18 protein-coding genes are annotated in these 16,022 nt (G+C 62.2%); 8 read left to right on the top strand and 10 right to left on the bottom strand.

The genetic code is table 11. The features are described 5' to 3' along the window. Positions 1-127: 127 nt before the first annotated feature. A complete protein-coding gene (locus AC1DLT_RS04860) occupies positions 128-901 on the bottom strand; it encodes a FadR/GntR family transcriptional regulator (RefSeq protein WP_477486058.1) in 774 nt (257 codons plus the stop codon). 98 nt (positions 902-999) lie between these two features. Here AC1DLT_RS04860 and AC1DLT_RS04855 point away from each other — a divergent pair, with 98 nt between their 5' ends. From AC1DLT_RS04855 to glcF, 3 genes are all read left to right on the top strand, one after another. Then, positions 1,000-2,439, top strand: coding sequence for an FAD-linked oxidase C-terminal domain-containing protein (locus AC1DLT_RS04855; RefSeq protein ID WP_247136995.1), 1,440 nt, complete (start codon positions 1,000-1,002; stop codon positions 2,437-2,439). After that, a complete protein-coding gene (locus AC1DLT_RS04850; protein WP_477486057.1) occupies positions 2,436-3,632 on the top strand; it encodes an FAD-binding protein in 1,197 nt (398 codons plus the stop codon). The genes AC1DLT_RS04855 and AC1DLT_RS04850 overlap by 4 nt, the downstream gene beginning before the upstream one ends. Before the next feature lie 230 nt (positions 3,633-3,862). Beyond that, positions 3,863-5,167, top strand: a complete 1,305-nt coding sequence (gene glcF, locus AC1DLT_RS04845) for a glycolate oxidase subunit GlcF (protein WP_247136997.1) — start codon at positions 3,863-3,865, stop codon at positions 5,165-5,167. 59 nt (positions 5,168-5,226) lie between these two features. Here the strand turns inward: glcF and AC1DLT_RS04840 are convergent, their stop codons facing one another. From AC1DLT_RS04840 to AC1DLT_RS04830, 3 genes are all read right to left on the bottom strand, one after another. Next, entirely contained in the window at positions 5,227-5,946 is a 720-nt protein-coding gene (locus AC1DLT_RS04840) for an outer membrane protein (RefSeq protein ID WP_477483801.1), read from the bottom strand. A gap of 182 nt (positions 5,947-6,128) precedes the next feature. Next, the gene (locus AC1DLT_RS04835; protein WP_477486056.1) at positions 6,129-6,821 is read right to left on the bottom strand and encodes a L,D-transpeptidase; all 693 of its coding nucleotides are present in this window, start codon (positions 6,819-6,821) and stop codon (positions 6,129-6,131) included. A gap of 148 nt (positions 6,822-6,969) precedes the next feature. Next, positions 6,970-7,746 (bottom strand): L,D-transpeptidase, encoded by a 777-nt coding sequence (locus AC1DLT_RS04830; RefSeq protein ID WP_477486485.1) that lies wholly within the window; start codon positions 7,744-7,746, stop codon positions 6,970-6,972. Positions 7,747-7,987: 241 nt separating this feature from the next. On the opposite strand from AC1DLT_RS04830, the gene AC1DLT_RS04825 reads away from it, so the two are divergent. Further along, positions 7,988-8,617 (top strand): DNA-3-methyladenine glycosylase I, encoded by a 630-nt coding sequence (locus AC1DLT_RS04825; RefSeq protein WP_477486055.1) that lies wholly within the window; start codon positions 7,988-7,990, stop codon positions 8,615-8,617. On the opposite strand, the gene AC1DLT_RS04820 is transcribed toward AC1DLT_RS04825, so the two are convergent. From AC1DLT_RS04820 to relB, 5 genes are all read right to left on the bottom strand, one after another. Continuing rightward, on the bottom strand, positions 8,604-9,308 hold the full coding sequence (locus AC1DLT_RS04820; RefSeq protein ID WP_038548757.1) for an HAD family hydrolase: 705 nt from the start codon (positions 9,306-9,308) through the stop codon (positions 8,604-8,606). The genes AC1DLT_RS04825 and AC1DLT_RS04820 overlap by 14 nt on opposite strands. A gap of 87 nt (positions 9,309-9,395) precedes the next feature. Continuing rightward, a complete protein-coding gene (gene copM, locus AC1DLT_RS04815; protein WP_247137000.1) occupies positions 9,396-9,767 on the bottom strand; it encodes a CopM family metallochaperone in 372 nt (123 codons plus the stop codon). Positions 9,768-9,824: 57 nt separating this feature from the next. Further along, on the bottom strand, positions 9,825-10,193 hold the full coding sequence (locus AC1DLT_RS04810) for a hypothetical protein (RefSeq protein WP_477486054.1): 369 nt from the start codon (positions 10,191-10,193) through the stop codon (positions 9,825-9,827). 46 nt (positions 10,194-10,239) lie between these two features. Next, a complete protein-coding gene (locus AC1DLT_RS04805) occupies positions 10,240-10,992 on the bottom strand; it encodes a hypothetical protein (RefSeq protein WP_477486053.1) in 753 nt (250 codons plus the stop codon). Positions 10,993-11,027: 35 nt separating this feature from the next. Continuing rightward, positions 11,028-11,261 carry a type II toxin-antitoxin system RelB family antitoxin gene (gene relB / locus AC1DLT_RS04800; RefSeq protein ID WP_172746650.1) on the bottom strand — a complete coding sequence of 78 codons (234 nt, stop codon included), beginning with the start codon at positions 11,259-11,261 and terminating at the stop codon, positions 11,028-11,030. 144 nt (positions 11,262-11,405) lie between these two features. On the opposite strand from relB, the gene hisS reads away from it, so the two are divergent. The 4 genes from hisS to AC1DLT_RS04780 all read left to right on the top strand — a co-directional run bounded on the left by hisS (position 11,406) and on the right by AC1DLT_RS04780 (position 15,395). Next, positions 11,406-12,953, top strand: a complete 1,548-nt coding sequence (gene hisS / locus AC1DLT_RS04795; RefSeq protein ID WP_477486052.1) for a histidine--tRNA ligase — start codon at positions 11,406-11,408, stop codon at positions 12,951-12,953. Positions 12,954-13,151: 198 nt separating this feature from the next. After that, a complete protein-coding gene (locus AC1DLT_RS04790) occupies positions 13,152-14,273 on the top strand; it encodes an ATP phosphoribosyltransferase regulatory subunit (protein ID WP_477486051.1) in 1,122 nt (373 codons plus the stop codon). Then, positions 14,270-14,968, top strand: a complete 699-nt coding sequence (gene hisG, locus AC1DLT_RS04785) for an ATP phosphoribosyltransferase (protein ID WP_477486050.1) — start codon at positions 14,270-14,272, stop codon at positions 14,966-14,968. Before AC1DLT_RS04790 ends, hisG begins: the two co-directional genes overlap by 4 nt. Before the next feature lie 22 nt (positions 14,969-14,990). Further along, positions 14,991-15,395 (top strand): GFA family protein, encoded by a 405-nt coding sequence (locus tag AC1DLT_RS04780; RefSeq protein WP_477486049.1) that lies wholly within the window; start codon positions 14,991-14,993, stop codon positions 15,393-15,395. A gap of 65 nt (positions 15,396-15,460) precedes the next feature. Here AC1DLT_RS04780 and AC1DLT_RS04775 read toward each other — a convergent pair whose 3' ends face one another. Next, positions 15,461-15,910 carry a DoxX family protein gene (locus AC1DLT_RS04775; RefSeq protein ID WP_477486048.1) on the bottom strand — a complete coding sequence of 150 codons (450 nt, stop codon included), beginning with the start codon at positions 15,908-15,910 and terminating at the stop codon, positions 15,461-15,463. Positions 15,911-16,022: the final 112 nt, after the last annotated feature.

The following is a 16,022-nucleotide window of genomic DNA, read 5'->3' as shown; positions in this document are numbered from 1 at the left end:
AATCACGGTGGATAACAACCATGGACGCGATAACCATTGTGAGGCCACTTGGTTTCACGTCAATAGAAATTTGCACAGGTGTTCAATTGTAACTGTGCATGACGTCCGGCAATCCGCAGCAGCGGCCTCAAATTTTGGTCTGCATCATCCTGAGTTGTGCGATCCGGCTCCATTCGCCGGTACGTTCGGCCTCGTTGGTGACCTTGGAGATGAAGTCGATATGGTCTTCCGCAGCCTTTCGGGCTTTGGCAGGATCGCCGTCCAGTATCGCCCGGCCGATCGCCTCGTGTTGCGTCATCACCGCATCATGGGCGCTGCCGACATTGAAGATGATGCGGCGGTTGTAAAAGATCCCGTCGCTGAGCAGCCGGTAGCAGGCGCGCAGGGTGTGCATGAGAATGATGTTATGCGCAGCATCGCCGATGGCATTGTGGAATTCGACGTCGGATGTCAGCTCGTCCTCGAAACGCCCGTCCCGATGCGCGCTGCGCATCGTCTCCAGGATGCGCTCGATGAGTTGCCTGTCGGTGTCCGTCGCACGGGTGGCGGCAAGCTCCGCCGTCATGCCTTCGAGCTGACGACGGTATTCCAGATAGTCGTGAACCGCCCGCTGATGCCGGCGGATCAGGGCGACCAGCGGCGGCGAGAAGATCTGGCCGACGATATCGGCGACATAAGTGCCGCCGCCATGCTGGCTGGTGAGCAGCCCGCGCGCCTCCAGCTCCTTCAGCGCCTCTCGCAGGATCGGCCGGGAAACGTCGAACCTCTGCGCCAGCTCGCGTTCACCCGGCAGGCGGTCGCCGTCGCGCAGCACGCCGTTCAGGATCAGGCTTTCGATCTGCAGGATGACCTCGTCCGCAGTTCGACCATGCGGCACCGGCGCGAAAAGCTCATGCGTCAACTTTGCCGTCTCCAATCGGGTGATGCCAGCCGGGCGTTCGGGCTTCTTGTATCACTGGTAAAAAAAGTATACCAGTTGAATGTCTTTAGGAGGAGCCGGTGGCCGATACGATCAGTTTTCTGAAGCCTCGCGAGGCGGTGCTGTCGCGCCGAGCGGCGATCATTGCCGACCTGACCGAGCTTTTGCCCCCCGAGTGCCTGGTCCATGAGGCACGCGAACTGGTGCCGTTCGAGACCGACGCCTTCGTCTCCTACCGCCGCCTGCCGCTTGCCGTCGCTCTACCGAAGACCACGGCGCAGGTGGCCGCGGTGATGAAATACTGTCATCGTTATGGCATTCCGGTCGTGCCGCGCGGGGCCGGCACCTCGCTTTCCGGCGGCGCCATCCCGCAGGAGGATGCGGTCGTGCTCGGCTTGTCCAAGATGTCGCGCATCCTGGAAGTCGACTACGCCAACCGCACCGCCACCGTGCAGGCCGGCGTCACCAACCTCAACATTTCCGAAGCGGTCGGCATCGACGGGTTTTTCTATGCGCCGGACCCGAGCTCGCAGCTCGCCTGCACCATTGGCGGCAATATCGGCATGAATTCCGGCGGCGCCCACTGTCTGAAATACGGCGTCACCACAAACAACCTGCTCGGCGTGAAGATGGTGCTGGTCGACGGCACGGTGATCGAGCTCGGCGGCAAACATCTGGATGCGGCGGGTTACGACCTGCTTGGCCTCGTCTGCGGTTCGGAAGGCCAGCTCGGCATCGTCACCGAGGCCGTGGTTCGGCTGATCGCCAAGCCGGAAGGCGCCCGCCCGGTCCTGTTCGGCTTCGATACGTCCGAGCATGCAGGCGCCTGCGTTGCCGATATCATCGGCTCCGGCATCATTCCGGTCGCCATCGAATTTATGGACAAGCCGGCGATCGAGATATGCGAGGCATTCGCCCATGCGGGTTATCCGCTCGACGTGGAAGCGCTGCTGATCGTCGAAGTCGAAGGTTCGGAAGCCGAAATGGATGCGATGCTGAAGGCGATCGTCGAGATCGCCGGACGCCACGGCGTCAAGACCGTGCGCGAAAGCCAGTCGGCAACCGAGGCGGCGCTGATCTGGAAAGGCCGCAAGTCTGCCTTCGGCGCGACCGGCCGCATCGCCGATTACATATGCATGGATGGCACGGTGCCGCTCGGCAAGCTCTCCTATGTGCTTAACAAGACCTCCGAGATCGTCGATCGTTTCGGGCTCAGGGTCGCCAACGTTTTCCATGCCGGCGACGGCAACATGCATCCGCTGATCCTGTTCAATGCCAACGATCCGGAAGATGCGGCCAGGGCCGAGGAGGCAGGCAACGAGATCCTGAAGCTCTGCGTTGATGCCGGCGGTTGCCTGACCGGCGAACATGGCGTCGGCATCGAGAAACGTGACCTGATGCGCCACCAGTATTCGGAGGCTGACCTCAACCAGCAGATGGCGGTGCGTTACGCCTTCGATGAAGGCTGGATCCTCAACCCGTCCAAGGTCTTTCCGCTGGATGGACGGCCTGCCGCATGACGCTGATCCCGAATTCCGAAACGGACGCCGCCTATATCATCCGCAATGCCGCCGGCGACGGCAAGAAGCTTGCGCTGTGCGGCGGCAATACCCGCGCCGGTTTCGGCAACTCCGTCGAGCCTGCCGAAATGATGAACTCGACCGGCCTTTCCGGAATTGTCGACTACGAGCCGGCGGAAATGGTGATGACGGTCAAAGCCGGTACGCCGGTCGCCGAGATAGAGACGGCGCTTGCCGCCAACCGGCAGATGATGGCATTCGAGCCGATGGATCATCGCGGCGTGATGGGCACGCTCGGCGAACCGACGATCGGCGGCGTGTTCGCCGCCAATGTCTCCGGCCCGCGCCGTTTCGTCTCGGGTGCTGCCCGCGACAGCCTGCTCGGCATCCGCTTCATCAATGGCCGGGGCGAGGCGATCCGCGCCGGCGGACGGGTGATGAAGAACGTCACCGGCCTCGATCTCGTCAAACTGCTCGCCGGCTCGCACGGCACGCTCGGTTTTCTGACCGAGGTGACTTTTCGGGTGTTGCCGGTGCCGCAGACGGTGGAGACCATCGTCATCTCCGGCCTCGACGACGCGGCCGCCGCAAAGGCGATGGCGGCGGCGATGGCGCTGCCGGTCGAAGTATCGGGCGCCGCCCACCTGCCTCAGACCGTCCGGTTCCGTTTCCTCGGCGGTGGATTGCCGGAAGGCGAAGCGACGGTCCTGCGGCTTGAAGGCCTTGGCGCGTCGGTTTCCGTGCGTGCCGAAAAACTCGCTGCCGTCATGGAGGCCTTCGGTCCGGTCTCGCGGCTCGGCCTGGAGCAGAGCCAAACGCTCTGGCGCCAGATCCGCGATGTCTATCCCTATTCGGATGGAACCCTGAAACCCGTCTGGCACGTCTCGATCGCCCCATCTGCGGGCCACCAGCTCGTCGCCGCCCTCCGGCTAGAAACCGGCGTCGATGCCTTTTACGACTGGCAGGGCGGGTTGGTCTGGATGCGCATGGAAGCCGATCCGGAAGCCGAACTGGTGCGCCGCTATATCCGTGCTCTCGGCGGCGGGCATGCGACGCTGCTGCGGGCGTCGGATGCGGCGCGCGCGGGGACGCAGGCTTTTGAGCCACAGCCGGACGCGGTGGCGGCACTTTCTGCCCGCGTCAAACAGAAACTCGACCCGGCGGGCATTTTTTGCCCGGGGAAGATGGGGTGATGAATATGTCTTCGGTCGTGCCCAGGCGCCCCCCTCTGGCCTGCCGGCCATCTCCCCCACAAGGGGGGAGATCGACTCGGAGGAACGTTGCGCCCATCTCGACGGTAGCCGATAAAGTGATGTCCGCGCGTCTTGCCGATCTCCCCCCTTGTGGGGGAGATGGCCGGCAGGCCAGAGGGGGGCTGGCAGAACGCGGAGCGATCGGCGGAAACGCGAGGGATATCCATTAAATGCAAACCAACTTCACCCTCGCTCAGCTTGCCGATCCGCATGTGGCCGAATCCGAGCAGATCCTTCGCCGTTGCGTCCATTGCGGCTTCTGCACCGCCACCTGTCCCACCTATGTGACGCTCGGCAACGAGCTCGACAGCCCGCGCGGCCGTATCTACCTGATCAAGGACATGCTGGAAAACGGCAGGCCGGCGGATGAGGAAGTGGTCACCCATATCGACCGCTGTCTCTCCTGTCTTGCCTGCGTCACCACCTGTCCGTCCGGCGTCGACTACATGCATCTGGTCGACCATGCCCGCATCCATATCGAGAACACCTACCGGCGCCCGCTGGTCGACCGGTTGATCCGCAACCTGCTTGCCGCGGTGCTGCCCTATCCCGCCCGCTTCCGCACGGCGCTCGGCCTTGCAAGGCTCGGCCGACCCTTCGCCCCGCTCCTGAAGCGGGTTCCGGCGCTAAGGCCGTTGGGAGCAATGCTGGATCTCGCGCCGAAATCCGCCGCCAAGGTTTCCGATTCCGCAAACCCCGGCACTCGTGCGCCTGAGGCAGAAAGGCGCGGCCGCGTAGCGATCCTGTCAGGTTGCGCCCAGCCTGTACTTGATCCGGGTATCAACGACGCCACGCTGCGGCTTCTCGCCCGGTTCGGTGTCGAAGTCGTGGTGCCGGAGGGCGAGGGCTGCTGTGGCGCGCTCGTTCACCACATGGGCCGTGAAGAGCAGGCGCTCGATTTTGCCCGCCGCAATGTCGATGTCTGGACGCGCGAAATCGACAGTGGCGGGCTCGACGCGATCATCATCACCGCGTCCGGCTGCGGCACGACGATCAAGGACTACGGCCACATGCTTCGCCTTGATCCGGCCTATGCGGACAAGGCGGCAAAGGTTTCGAGCCTTGCCAGGGACATTACCGAATATCTGTCGACGCTCGACCTGCCGAGGCTGGAGCCGAAGCGGCTCAATGTCGCCTATCACTCCGCCTGTTCGATGCAGCATGGCCAGAAGATCACCATGGCGCCCAAGGCCCTCCTGAAGGCGGCGGGCTTTACCGTCCGCGACCCGGGGGAGGGGCATCTCTGCTGCGGTTCGGCCGGCACCTACAATATCCTGCAGCCGGAAATCTCGGAGCAGTTGAAGGCCCGCAAGGTCAGGAATATCGAGGCCACCAAGGCGGACGTGATCGCCACCGGCAATATCGGCTGCATCACCCAGATCGCCTCCGGCACCACAATCCCGATCCTGCACACGGTGGAGCTTCTGGACTGGGCCTATGGCGGACCGAAGCCGGAAGAGATCCCGGCCAGATAAAAAGGCCCAACAAAAAAGCCGGCGAAATCGCCGGCTTTTTTCGTCAAAGGCCCGAAGCCTTAGAACTTGTAGGAGACGCCAAGGTTGATGGCGTGCGTCAGGATGTTGGTCTTTAGCGAAGCACCGCTGTCGATATCCACATCCACGAACGAGTAGTTGCCCTTGTATTCGGCAAACATCGCCCACTTTTCGGTCAGCTGGTACTTCACGCCGGCCTGGGCCTGGATCGTCGCGCCGCCGAACTGATATTCGAACGTGCGGCCGGAAGCGCGGGTCACTTCGACGTGCGGCACGTTGATACCGACGCCGGCGCCGACATAAGGCGTCCACCGGCTGCCCTCGATCGGGAACTTGTAGAGCGCGTTGACCGTCAGGAGGTTGAGGCCGTCGGTAAATTCGAAGACGCTCCAGCCGCCGGCCTTGGCCATCGTTTCGTCGTCGGCATAAACCTTGGCGTGGGTGTAATCGAGCGAAACGCCCCAGTTCGAGAGGGCGCCGCCATCGAACCAGTAGGTGCCGCGGACACCCCAGTAGGGAGGCATCTGGAAGGGATTGGTATCCCAACCGGCTGCGAAATCCGGTCCATCGGACACGTCCACATGGGAATGCGGCGCGAACTCGTAGCCGCCGTAAACGGAGACTTCAAATCCTCCGGTGCTGACGGGGGCGACATAGGCGGGATTGGCCGGGGTCAGGTCGGCCGCTTGAGCCGGAGCAATATAAGCAAGACCAGCGGTGAGAAGCGTGGATGCAAAGGCGAGAGAAAGAATTTTGCGCATGAATCAGCCTGCAGGGAGGGACGTTGGCTCTTTGATGACTCAATGTTTAGCGGCGGATGCGTCGCCGGTCTGTGCTTTTTTTGCACCAGTCGCCGACGAAGCTAAGCCAGTTATGGTTAACGAAATCTAAACCCATGAAAAAGAGCGGCTTTCGCCGCTCTTCCGGAACTTTGCTTGATGGTTCAGCCGCCGAAAATAGTGGCGAAAATATCGATTCCGCGATCTTCGAAATCGACTTTCCCCTGCCGGTTGCCGGGACCGATGACGATTACCTTGGTGCCGATGTCGGCGCGCGAATAAAGATGCTCGACATCCTTGTTCATCATGCGGATGCAGCCGGACGACATGTTGAGGCCGATCGTCCAGGGCTGGTTGGTGCCGTGGATGCGGAAGATCGTGTCGCGGCCGCCCTTGTAGAGATACATGGCGCGGGCGCCGAGCGGGTTGTCGATCCCGCCTTCCTGCACGGCCGGCAGAATACGGCCGGCGCGACGTTCGCGAACGCGCATCTCGGCCGGCGGTGTCCAGGAGGGCCACTCTGCCTTGCGGCCGACATTGACGACGCCCGACCAGCCGAACCCTTCGCGCCCGACGCCGATGCCGTAGCGGGTCGCCCGGTTGGGGCCTTCGATATAGTAGAGGAACTTGTTGTTGGTATCGATGATGATCGTGCCGGGCTTTTCGGTCGAAGAGAAGCGCACCATGCGGCGCTTGAATTCTTCCGGCACTTCCCGCGGCATCGCGACCAGCGTCACGTCGCTTGCCGGGCGTTCGATCAACGGCGCTGCCGGGCTGATTGCGCTTGCGTGCCCGGCGGTAAAGAAGATCACGCCAGCCATCCCCATGGCCATAGCAAGGGTCTTGCCTGTCCTCATTCCCAAATCCTCTCCGATGTGTTTGAGCGGCAAAAACTAGCCGACTCGGGCATCAAAGCAAGCAGGGACAGGTCTAATAAAGAACATGTGATGGCAAAAAGGCGGCGGGACTGTGTCTCCGCCGCCTCACCTTTGGCAATTGCCGGCATTACATGACGATGACCTTGGTGCCGATATTCACCCGTTCGTAAAGATCCGTCACATCTTCGTTGCGCATGCGGATGCAGCCGGAAGAGACCGCGCTGCCGATCGTCCAGGGGGCGTTGGTGCCGTGGATGCGGTAGAGTGTCGAGCCGAGATACATGGCGCGGGCGCCGAGCGGGTTCTCCGGTCCGCCGTCCATGCGGGCCGGCAGATAGTGGCCCTTGACGGCTTCGCGCTGGATCATTTCGGACGGCGGCGTCCAGTCCGGCCATTCGGACTTGCGGGTCACCCGGTGCTCGCCGGCCCATTCGAAGCCTGGTTTGCCGACGCCGACGCCGTAACGGCGTGCCTGGCCATTGCCCGTGACCAGATAGAGGAAGCGGTTATTGGTATCGATGACGATCGTGCCGGCCTTTTCCTTGCTGTCGTAGGCGACTGTCTGCGGCAGGAACTGCGGTTCGATCTGGCCGCGGATCGGCTGTGGCCGCATCGCGACCTGTTGGGCCGGCGAGCGGTCGAAGATGCCGCGGCGAACCATCGGCTGCTGCTCGCGCTGCTGGTAGGCTTCACGTTGTTGGTAGACCGGGCGCGGCTGGGCGGCCTGGCGCGGATAGACGACCGGGCGGCCGTTCGGGCCTGCAAGCTGCATCACCCATGGGGCTGCGAGATCGGGGCTGACGACCACGGGCGGGCGCTCGCGATAGCGGTCCTGGGCAAGCGTGGCGGAACTGGAAAAGGCGGCAGCAAGGCCGAAGGCCAGGAAAAGGGTTTTCTTCATGATCGGATCCACACGTTACAAATCACCGACCGGACGCCCCTCAAACTTTTGGATAATTTGGCGTCGGTGTTGACGAACATGGTGACCGCGAGGTGAAAGCGAATGGTAAACGGGTGGAACATTCAAAGCCGGCCGGCCTATAAACCTTTTGGCAGGGTTACCGCCCGGTTTTGAAACATGGTTGACCAATGTTAAAGCCGGCGGAAAGCCGGTTAACCAAAAGATTTGCAGCAAGGGAGCAGGAATGGAAAAGGCGGGAATCATCGTCGGCGAAGACGACAAGGGGCGTTGCGCCTGGCATGGCGGTCTCGAAGACTACCGGCACTATCACGACGAGGAATGGGGCCGGCCGGTGACCGACGATATCCGCCTGTTCGAGAAGATCTGCCTCGAAGGGTTCCAGTCCGGCCTGTCCTGGCTGACGATCTTGAGGAAACGCGAGAATTTCCGCGCCGCCTTTGCCGGTTTCGATTTCGAAAAAATCGCCCAGTTCGGCGAGGAAGACATCGCCCGTTGCCTCGCCGATGCCGGCATCATCCGCCATCGCGGCAAGATCGTCTCGACCATCAACAATGCCGCCCGCGCCATCGAACTGAAGCGCGAGTTCGGTTCGCTCGCCAAATTCTTCTGGAGCTTCGAGCCTGGCCCGCATCTGCGTCCGGCGGTGATGGACCTCGCCACGCTCCGGGCAAATCCCACCACGCCGGTTTCCGTGCAACTGTCGAAGGCCCTGAAGAAGCGCGGCTGGACCTTCGTCGGTCCGACCACCGTCTACGCCTTCATGCAGGCCATGGGCATGGTCAACGACCATCTCGAAGGCTGTTTCTGCCAGCGCGAGGTCGATGAACTGAGATTGAAATTCAGGCGGCCGTGATTTTCTGGAGGATCGAGGGCAGCTCGCCGAGATGCTCGATCTGGTGGAAGCGCGGCGCCGTGGTCGGCGCGTCCACGTGCTCCAAGATCCAGGTCAGCGCATGCGGCACGAACACGCCGTAGCTTCCCGCCGCAATCGCCGGCACGATATCGGATTTGAGCGAATTGCCGACCATCATCGCCCGTTCCGGCCCGTCCGCCACTTTGGAAAAGATGCGACGATAGGTGGTGGCGTTTTTCTCGCTGACGATCTCGACCGCATCGAAGAAATCGCCGAGGCCGGATTGCGCGAGCTTGCGCTCCTGGTCGAACAGGTCCCCCTTGGTGATCAGCACCAGCAGATATTCGCCGTTCAAGGTCTCCAGCGTCTCTTCCACATGCGGCAGGGTTTCGACCGGATGGCGCAAAAGGTCGCGGCCGATATCGAGGATCTCGCTGATTGTCCTGGTCGGCACCTTGCCGTTGGTGATTTCGATCGCCGTCTCGATCATCGACAGGGTGAACCCTTTGATGCCGAAGCCGTAATGGGAAAGATTGCGCTTTTCCGCTTCGAGCAACCGCTCGGCAATCTGCGCACCTTCGGCGAATTCGCCGAGCAGTCGGGCGAAGTGCTCCTCCGTCAGCCGGTAATACTGTTCGTTCTGCCAGAGCGTGTCGTCGGCATCGAAGCCGATGGCGGTAATCGGGCGCATGGATCTGCCTCCACCCGCTGATATGGCGAAAAAGAAAGCGCCGGGCAAGACGAAAGCCTGCCCGGCGCCGATCTGCATGAGGACTTGTTACTTGCCGTGCGCCTTCAACCAGGACTGCATGTCGGCGATTTCAGCCTCCTGCGCCTTGATGACGGCTTGCGCCAGCTTGCGGATTTCCGGATCCTTGCCGTGGGCAAGTTCGACCTTGGCCATGTCGATTGCGCCCCGGTGATGTGGGATCATGCTGCGCACGAAATCCGCATCCGTATCACCGGAATACTGGATCGCCATGTCCTTGTGCATTTTGGCATTCGCATCTTGGAATGCCTTGGTGGAGGGGCTGCCGCTTGTCGGCGTGCCCATCTTGGAGTGGTCCATTCCCTTCATCTCCTGCGCGGCGAGCGAGCCGGTCATGAGAGTGGAGAGGACAGCGGTCATGAGAATGATTTTCGCAGACATAGGGTTTCCTTTTCCGTGTCCGACAGAATTTTGATGATGAGGTGAACCGACATTCCGTCAGCCTCGGGGAGGCGGCGTCAGCGGCGCCGTTGCCGGAGAGGCGAGCGCCTGTTCGATGGCCGGCGAAGGGTAGGCATGGGCGAACCGGCCATCGCCGCCGATCGCCAGTTCCGGCAGCAGCGTCAGGCAGGCGGCGCAGAAGGGCGTCGCGCAGTTCCTGCCGCCATGCGGGCAGGGTGGCTGCGATGGCCCGTGGGAATGCCCGGCCTTCGCCGTCTCGGCCGCCGCCTTGCCATGGTCGTGATGCTGCGAATGATCCTGCACGGCCGCTGGGCTCGCCGCCTGCATGTAAGGCATGCCGACCGCCGGCATGGCCCCGTAAAGGAGCCAGGCAAGGAACATCAGAATGGCGGCAGAGCGTGGCATGGTTCTGAATCTACGGTCGTCTTCGCGGAAATCAACCGCGCGGACATCACAAGGCGATGACATCATGCACCGCCTGATACTCCTTGCTCAGTTCGCCATAAGGAGCGACCGGCCAGATCCACGCCCGTTTCGCCGCCGGCGCCGGCACGCCGCAGAGCAGGTCGGCCTCTTCCAGCACCTGGCCTGCCCGATCGGCGACGCGATAGGCGGTGTCGGTGATCAGAGCCGTTTTGCAGGGCAGCGCTTCAAGGCCATCGAGATGCGCCCGGACCAGTCGCTGCAGGATTTCCTCGCGCGCAGGACTGTTTTCGGCTTCCAGTCGGCGCTTCGATCCCACCCCGATCTGCGACAGGATATTGGCCGAGACGACGAGATCGAGATACGGCACCTGCCGCAGGAACGACAGCGGCTCCGGAACCTTGGCCGTGACCGCATCGTCGAAGCCGGAGAGGTCGCGCGAAATCAGCCGGACATTTCGGAACCGCTTCCCCTTCAGTCGCATCCGCACGCTCGCCAGATGCACGAGGTCGACCAGCACCACCGTATCGAATTTTTCCGAAAGATCATCGATCGGCACGTCCCGCAGCAGGCCCGAACCCAGCACGACGCAGGTCCGCCGCTGCTTCATTCCGGCCGTCGTTTCGCGAATGAACGCTTTGCAGTTCTCTTCATGCGCTGCCCAATCCTTCGCACACCGCCCGGCCCGCGACCACAGGCTGACCGATGAATGGATGAAGGGACGGAATTGCTTCGGCGTGACCAGGGAGGTCGCGGCGTATTGGAGAGCTTCGGTGAGCATGAATTAGCGATAGACCTTGCTGCGGTGGCCGGCTTTCAATTCTCTAATCCAAGCTCGCGTTCAAGCTGTTCCATCGTGTAGGTACTGGAATTACCATTTCGAATTTCTTCCATCGCACGATCTGCTGCAGCGATGTCATGCAGATCTTCCAGATGACGATGCAGGACTTGCGCGACATAGGCATCGGTATCGAAGCCATGGATATCCGCATAGCGGCTGAGCAAACCATACATTGCCTCCGGGATTTCAATGGCGACGCGTTTGCTCATGACCTTTGCCCCTTCAGTGGTATAATATATAGCATCGCGCCTGCGTCTTCACCAGCCGCCGCCCTTGCCGCTCAGGCCGCTATCCTCTAAGAAACCGCACACAAATCCGGCCTCTCCGGGGCCTTTGGCAATGGAATTCCGATCATGAACGACAAGAGCAAGAAACCGCAGAAACTGAAAGCCCGCCTGCCGCGCGGCTTCGTCGATCGTTCCGCTGCCGATATCCACGCCACCAACGAGATGACCGCGAAGATCCGCGAAGTCTACGAGCGTTACGGTTTCGACCCGGTCGAGACGCCGCTGTTCGAATATACCGATGCGCTTGGAAAATTCCTGCCCGACAGCGACCGCCCGAACGAGGGCGTCTTTTCGCTGCAGGACGACGACGACCAGTGGATGAGCCTGCGCTACGACCTGACGGCGCCGCTCGCCCGCCATGTCGCGGAGAATTTCAACGAGATCCAGCTGCCGTTCCGCACCTATCGCGCCGGCTACGTCTTCCGCAACGAAAAGCCGGGTCCTGGCCGTTTCCGCCAGTTCATGCAGTTCGACGCCGATACGGTCGGCGCACCGGGCGTCCAGGCGGATGCCGAAATGTGCATGATGATGGCTGACACGATGGAAGCCCTCGGCATCAAGCGTGGCGACTACGTGATCCGGGTCAACAACCGCAAGGTTCTGGACGGCGTCATGGAGGCGATTGGGCTTGGCGGGGAAGAGAATGCCGGACGTCGCCTGAACGTGCTGCGCGCGATGGACAAGTTCGACAAGTTTGGTTCAGAAGGAGTCGCGTTGCTTTTAGGTGCTGGCCGAAAAGATGAAAGCGGAGACTTTACCAAGGGGGTGGGGCTACCCCAGAATGCAATAGAGGGCATCATAGAGCTTCTTGATGCTCCTTTAATTGATGATCTGATCGACTACACCAATAACATCACGTTTAAGACTGCAGCTCTTTCAAAGTTTAGTGTAAATCCAAAATTCGAAGAGGGCTTTGGCGAGCTCCAGCTAATCTCGGAGCTCGTGCAGGCGGCTGGTTACCTTTCAGACAAGATTCGGATCGATTTATCTTGCGTCCGCGGCCTTGAATATTACACCGGCCCGGTCTTCGAAGCCGAGCTCATCTTCGACGTCACCAATGAAAAAGGCGAAAAGGTCGTGTTCGGCTCGGTCGGCGGCGGCGGGCGTTATGATGGCCTCGTGTCGCGCTTCATGGGCCAGCCGGTTCCGGCGACGGGTTTCTCGATCGGTGTGTCGCGCCTGATGACGGCGCTGAAGAACCTCGGCAAGCTTGGTCAAGACGAGGTGATCGCCCCGGTTCTGGTCACCGTCATGGATGGCGATGTCGAGAGCATGGGGCGCTACCAGCGCTTCACCCAGGCGCTGCGCAACGAAGGCATCCGCGCCGAGATGTACCAGGGCAACTGGAAGAAATTCGGCAACCAGTTGAAATATGCCGACCGCCGCGGCTGCCCGATCGCCATCATCCAGGGCGGCGACGAGCGGGCAGAGGGCGTCGTGCAGTTGAAGGACCTGATCGAAGGCAAGCGCCTCTCCGGCGAGATCGAGGACAATGCCAGCTGGCGCGAGGCGCGCGTGGCGCAGGAAACCGTTCCCGAGGCGGACTTGGTCGCCAAGGTGAAGGAGATTCTCGCGGCTCAGGCGGAGGATCGGAAAAGGGCGGGCAATGCGTGAGCTCTACCCCCCTCTGTCCTGCCGGACATCTCCCCCACAAGGGGGGAGATCGGCTGGGCTACTGCTCACCACTTCCTATCTAACGTCGCGTCCTTCGCAGCGCTCCTTCGGGGGCGTCGGTCATGCCGCTTGTGATCTCCCCCCTTGTGGGGGAGATGCCCGGCAGGGCAGAGGGGGGTATTCCTGGGGAGCAATCCCATGCCCCTGATCGACATGCCCGACTTCTCCGCCGACCTCCTCGCCGAATTCGCCGCCCGCCGCACCGAGCGGGTCAACACGCCGGTCATCCAGCCCGCCGAACCCTTTCTCGACATGGCCGGCGAGGATCTGCGCCGCCGGATTTTCCTCACCGAAAGCGAGACCGGCGCCAATCTCTGCCTGCGCCCGGAATTCACCATTCCGGTCTGCCTGCGCCACATCGAAACGGCGACCGGCACGCCAAAACGGTATTCCTATCTCGGCGAAGTGTTTCGCCAGCGCCGTGAGGGTTCCCACGAATTCTACCAGGCCGGCATCGAGGATCTCGGGAATAAGGATATAGCCAGTTCCGACGCTCGCGCCATTGGCGATGCCACCGGCATCCTGAAGGCGCTGTTGCCCGGCCGCGAACTCAGCCTGACGCTCGGCGATCAGGCGGTGTTCGAGGCGGTCGTCAAGGCGCTTGGCCTGCCGTTCGGCTGGCAGCGGCGGCTGATCCATGCGTTCGGCGACATGGCGCATCTCGAAGCGCTGCTGGAACGGCTCGCCAGGCCCCAGCCGGTCACCGGCCTTGATCCGCAGATCGCCGAACTGATCGCTTCGGACAACGAGGCGGATCTCGTCGCCCGCATCGACCGCACCATGCAGGAAACCGGTTATTCCACCAATGCCAGCCGTTCGCCGACCGAGATCGCGAGAAGGCTGAAGGAAAAGTTGGAACTGGCCGAAACCCGGCTCGACGGCACGGCGCTGCTGCTGCTGCGCGAATTTCTAACGTTGCAATTGCCGCTCGCCGAAGCACCTGCCGCTCTGGCCGGTTTTGCCGATGCCGCCGGCCTGAAGCTCGGGACGGCGGTTTCCCGCTTCGACGCCCGGCTCGCAGCGCTCGCCAATGCCGGCGCCGATCTCTCCGCCATGACCTACCGCGCCGCCTTCGGCCGGCCGCTCGACTATTATACCGGCCTCGTTTTCGAAGTGACCGAGGCGGGGTCGTCCGCGGTGCTTGCCGGCGGCGGCCGTTTCGACCGGCTGCTGACCCTGCTCGGCGCCAGGGAGCATATTCCGGCGGTCGGTTTCTCGCTCTGGCTCGACCGGATCGAAGCTGCGAGGGCACTGAGATGAGCACGATCACCATCGCTCTGCCCTCCAAGGGCCGTATCAAGGAAGAGACCGCCGAGGTCTTCGAGCGCGCCGGCCTTGCCATTTCCGCGGTCGGCAACGACCGCTCCTATCGCGGCCGCATCGAGGGCATGGAAGGCGTCGAGGTCGCCTATCTCTCGGCCTCCGAGATTGCCCGCGAGCTTGCGAGCGGCGCCGTCGATTTCGGCGTCACCGGCGAAGACCTGGTGCGCGAAGGCATGGCCGGTGCTGACGGTCGCGTCGAATTCTGCGCCCGCCTCGGCTTCGGCCACGCGGATGTGGTGGTCGCGGTGCCGGAAATCTGGCTCGACGTCGAAACCATGGCCGACCTCGGCGACGTGGCGGCGGATTTTCGCGCCCGCCACGGCCGCCGTTTGGCAATCGCCACGAAATACTGGCGGCTCACCCAGCAGTTCTTTTCGAGCCAGCACGGCATCCAGCTTTACCGCATCGTCGAAAGCCTCGGCGCCACGGAAGGCGCGCCGGCTGCCGGTCAGGCGGATATCATCGTCGATATCACCTCGACGGGATCGACGCTCAGGGCCAATCACCTGAAGATCCTGTCGGATGGCGTGATCCTGAAGTCGGAAGCCTGCCTGGTCAGGGCCCGCAAGCCGGCTCACGAACAGGATCCGCGGATTGCCAGGATCGTTGAGGCAGTCCGCGCCGTGCTTTGAGCTTTGAAGAGGAGGAAGGACGATGCATGTAACCGGTCGATGCCATTGCGGCTATGTCACCTATGAGGCTGAACTCGACCCAAAGCGGCTCGCCATCTGCCATTGCACCGATTGCCAGACGCTCAGCGGCTCGCCCTTTCGCGTCACCGCCGTCGTCCCGGAAAGCGATCTGAAGCTCACCGGGCACGAGCCAAAGCTCTATCGCAAGGTGGCCGAGAGCGGCCGTGTCCGCCAGCAGTATTTCTGCCCCGAATGCGGCTCGCCGCTTTTCGTCAATGGCGAAGGTGAGGCGGCCAAAATCTGGGGCATCCGCTGGGGCAGCATCGACCAGCGGGCGGAGTTGAGGCCGCAGCGCCAGATCTGGTGCCGCTCGGCCGTTTCCTGGCTGCCCGAAATGAGCGAACTGCCAGCCGTCCAGACCGATTGAGCTCAAAAAAATACCCGCCGGACTTCTCATCCGGCGGGCAGTCTTGGGCAGGGAATTTCGAAAGCTTAGGCAGCGATTGCGACAGAACCACGGCGGGCGTCGACAGAAAATGCACCGGCGCCGATGGCGGCGAGAGCCAGGAAACCACCGGCAATCGTCAGGTTTTTCATCATCATCAGGCTGTTAAAGAGCGTCAGCAGGCCGTTCGCGGCTGCCGGGAAGCCCGGGACATTGATGGCGCCGGAATGGAAGACCAGCGCGGTAAAGACCGAGAACAGCGCCAGCAGGATTGCTGCGATACGCGTCTGGAAGCCGGTCAGAACGGCAAGGCCGGTGATCAGTTCGAAGAGGCCTGCGACATAGGTGAGCAGCGTGGCGGCGGGAAGGCCGGCGCCGGTGATCATGCCGGCGGTGCCGGCGGGATCGACGAGCTTCTGGAAACCGGACATGACGAACATGCCGGCCAGAAGAACGCGGCCGACGAGAAGCAGGGAATTGGTGGCAGTGGTGGACATTTTGGGATCTCCGGATCGGTGTCTCTGGTTGGACACGCGGGTTGAATTCTCTGGGACCGTATGTGCCCCATTTCGCCCGTATCCGGAAGATGAACAATGATTGACAGTTCGT

It is taken from the genome of Neorhizobium sp. 05N33, from assembly GCF_056397445.1.
The sequence above is the reverse complement of the archived record's forward strand: the minus strand, read 5'-3'. Positions and strand labels throughout refer to the sequence as shown.

What these genes read in the sequence shown, in the direction of transcription:
- AC1DLT_RS04780 (WP_477486049.1), top strand. Translation starts at nt 14,991, where the DNA reads ATGCATGTAACCGGTCGATGCCATTGCGGCTATGTCACCTATGAGGCT.
- AC1DLT_RS04840 (WP_477483801.1), bottom strand. Translation starts at nt 5,946, where the DNA reads ATGCGCAAAATTCTTTCTCTCGCCTTTGCATCCACGCTTCTCACCGCT.
- AC1DLT_RS04835 (WP_477486056.1), bottom strand. Translation starts at nt 6,821, where the DNA reads ATGAGGACAGGCAAGACCCTTGCTATGGCCATGGGGATGGCTGGCGTG.
- relB (WP_172746650.1), bottom strand. Translation starts at nt 11,261, where the DNA reads ATGAGCAAACGCGTCGCCATTGAAATCCCGGAGGCAATGTATGGTTTG.
- AC1DLT_RS04810 (WP_477486054.1), bottom strand. Translation starts at nt 10,193, where the DNA reads ATGCCACGCTCTGCCGCCATTCTGATGTTCCTTGCCTGGCTCCTTTAC.
- AC1DLT_RS04805 (WP_477486053.1), bottom strand. Translation starts at nt 10,992, where the DNA reads ATGCTCACCGAAGCTCTCCAATACGCCGCGACCTCCCTGGTCACGCCG.
- glcF (WP_247136997.1), top strand. Translation starts at nt 3,863, where the DNA reads ATGCAAACCAACTTCACCCTCGCTCAGCTTGCCGATCCGCATGTGGCC.
- AC1DLT_RS04790 (WP_477486051.1), top strand. Translation starts at nt 13,152, where the DNA reads ATGCCCCTGATCGACATGCCCGACTTCTCCGCCGACCTCCTCGCCGAA.
- hisG (WP_477486050.1), top strand. Translation starts at nt 14,270, where the DNA reads ATGAGCACGATCACCATCGCTCTGCCCTCCAAGGGCCGTATCAAGGAA.
- AC1DLT_RS04825 (WP_477486055.1), top strand. Translation starts at nt 7,988, where the DNA reads ATGGAAAAGGCGGGAATCATCGTCGGCGAAGACGACAAGGGGCGTTGC.
- AC1DLT_RS04850 (WP_477486057.1), top strand. Translation starts at nt 2,436, where the DNA reads ATGACGCTGATCCCGAATTCCGAAACGGACGCCGCCTATATCATCCGC.
- AC1DLT_RS04775 (WP_477486048.1), bottom strand. Translation starts at nt 15,910, where the DNA reads ATGTCCACCACTGCCACCAATTCCCTGCTTCTCGTCGGCCGCGTTCTT.
- copM (WP_247137000.1), bottom strand. Translation starts at nt 9,767, where the DNA reads ATGTCTGCGAAAATCATTCTCATGACCGCTGTCCTCTCCACTCTCATG.
- AC1DLT_RS04820 (WP_038548757.1), bottom strand. Translation starts at nt 9,308, where the DNA reads ATGCGCCCGATTACCGCCATCGGCTTCGATGCCGACGACACGCTCTGG.
- hisS (WP_477486052.1), top strand. Translation starts at nt 11,406, where the DNA reads ATGAACGACAAGAGCAAGAAACCGCAGAAACTGAAAGCCCGCCTGCCG.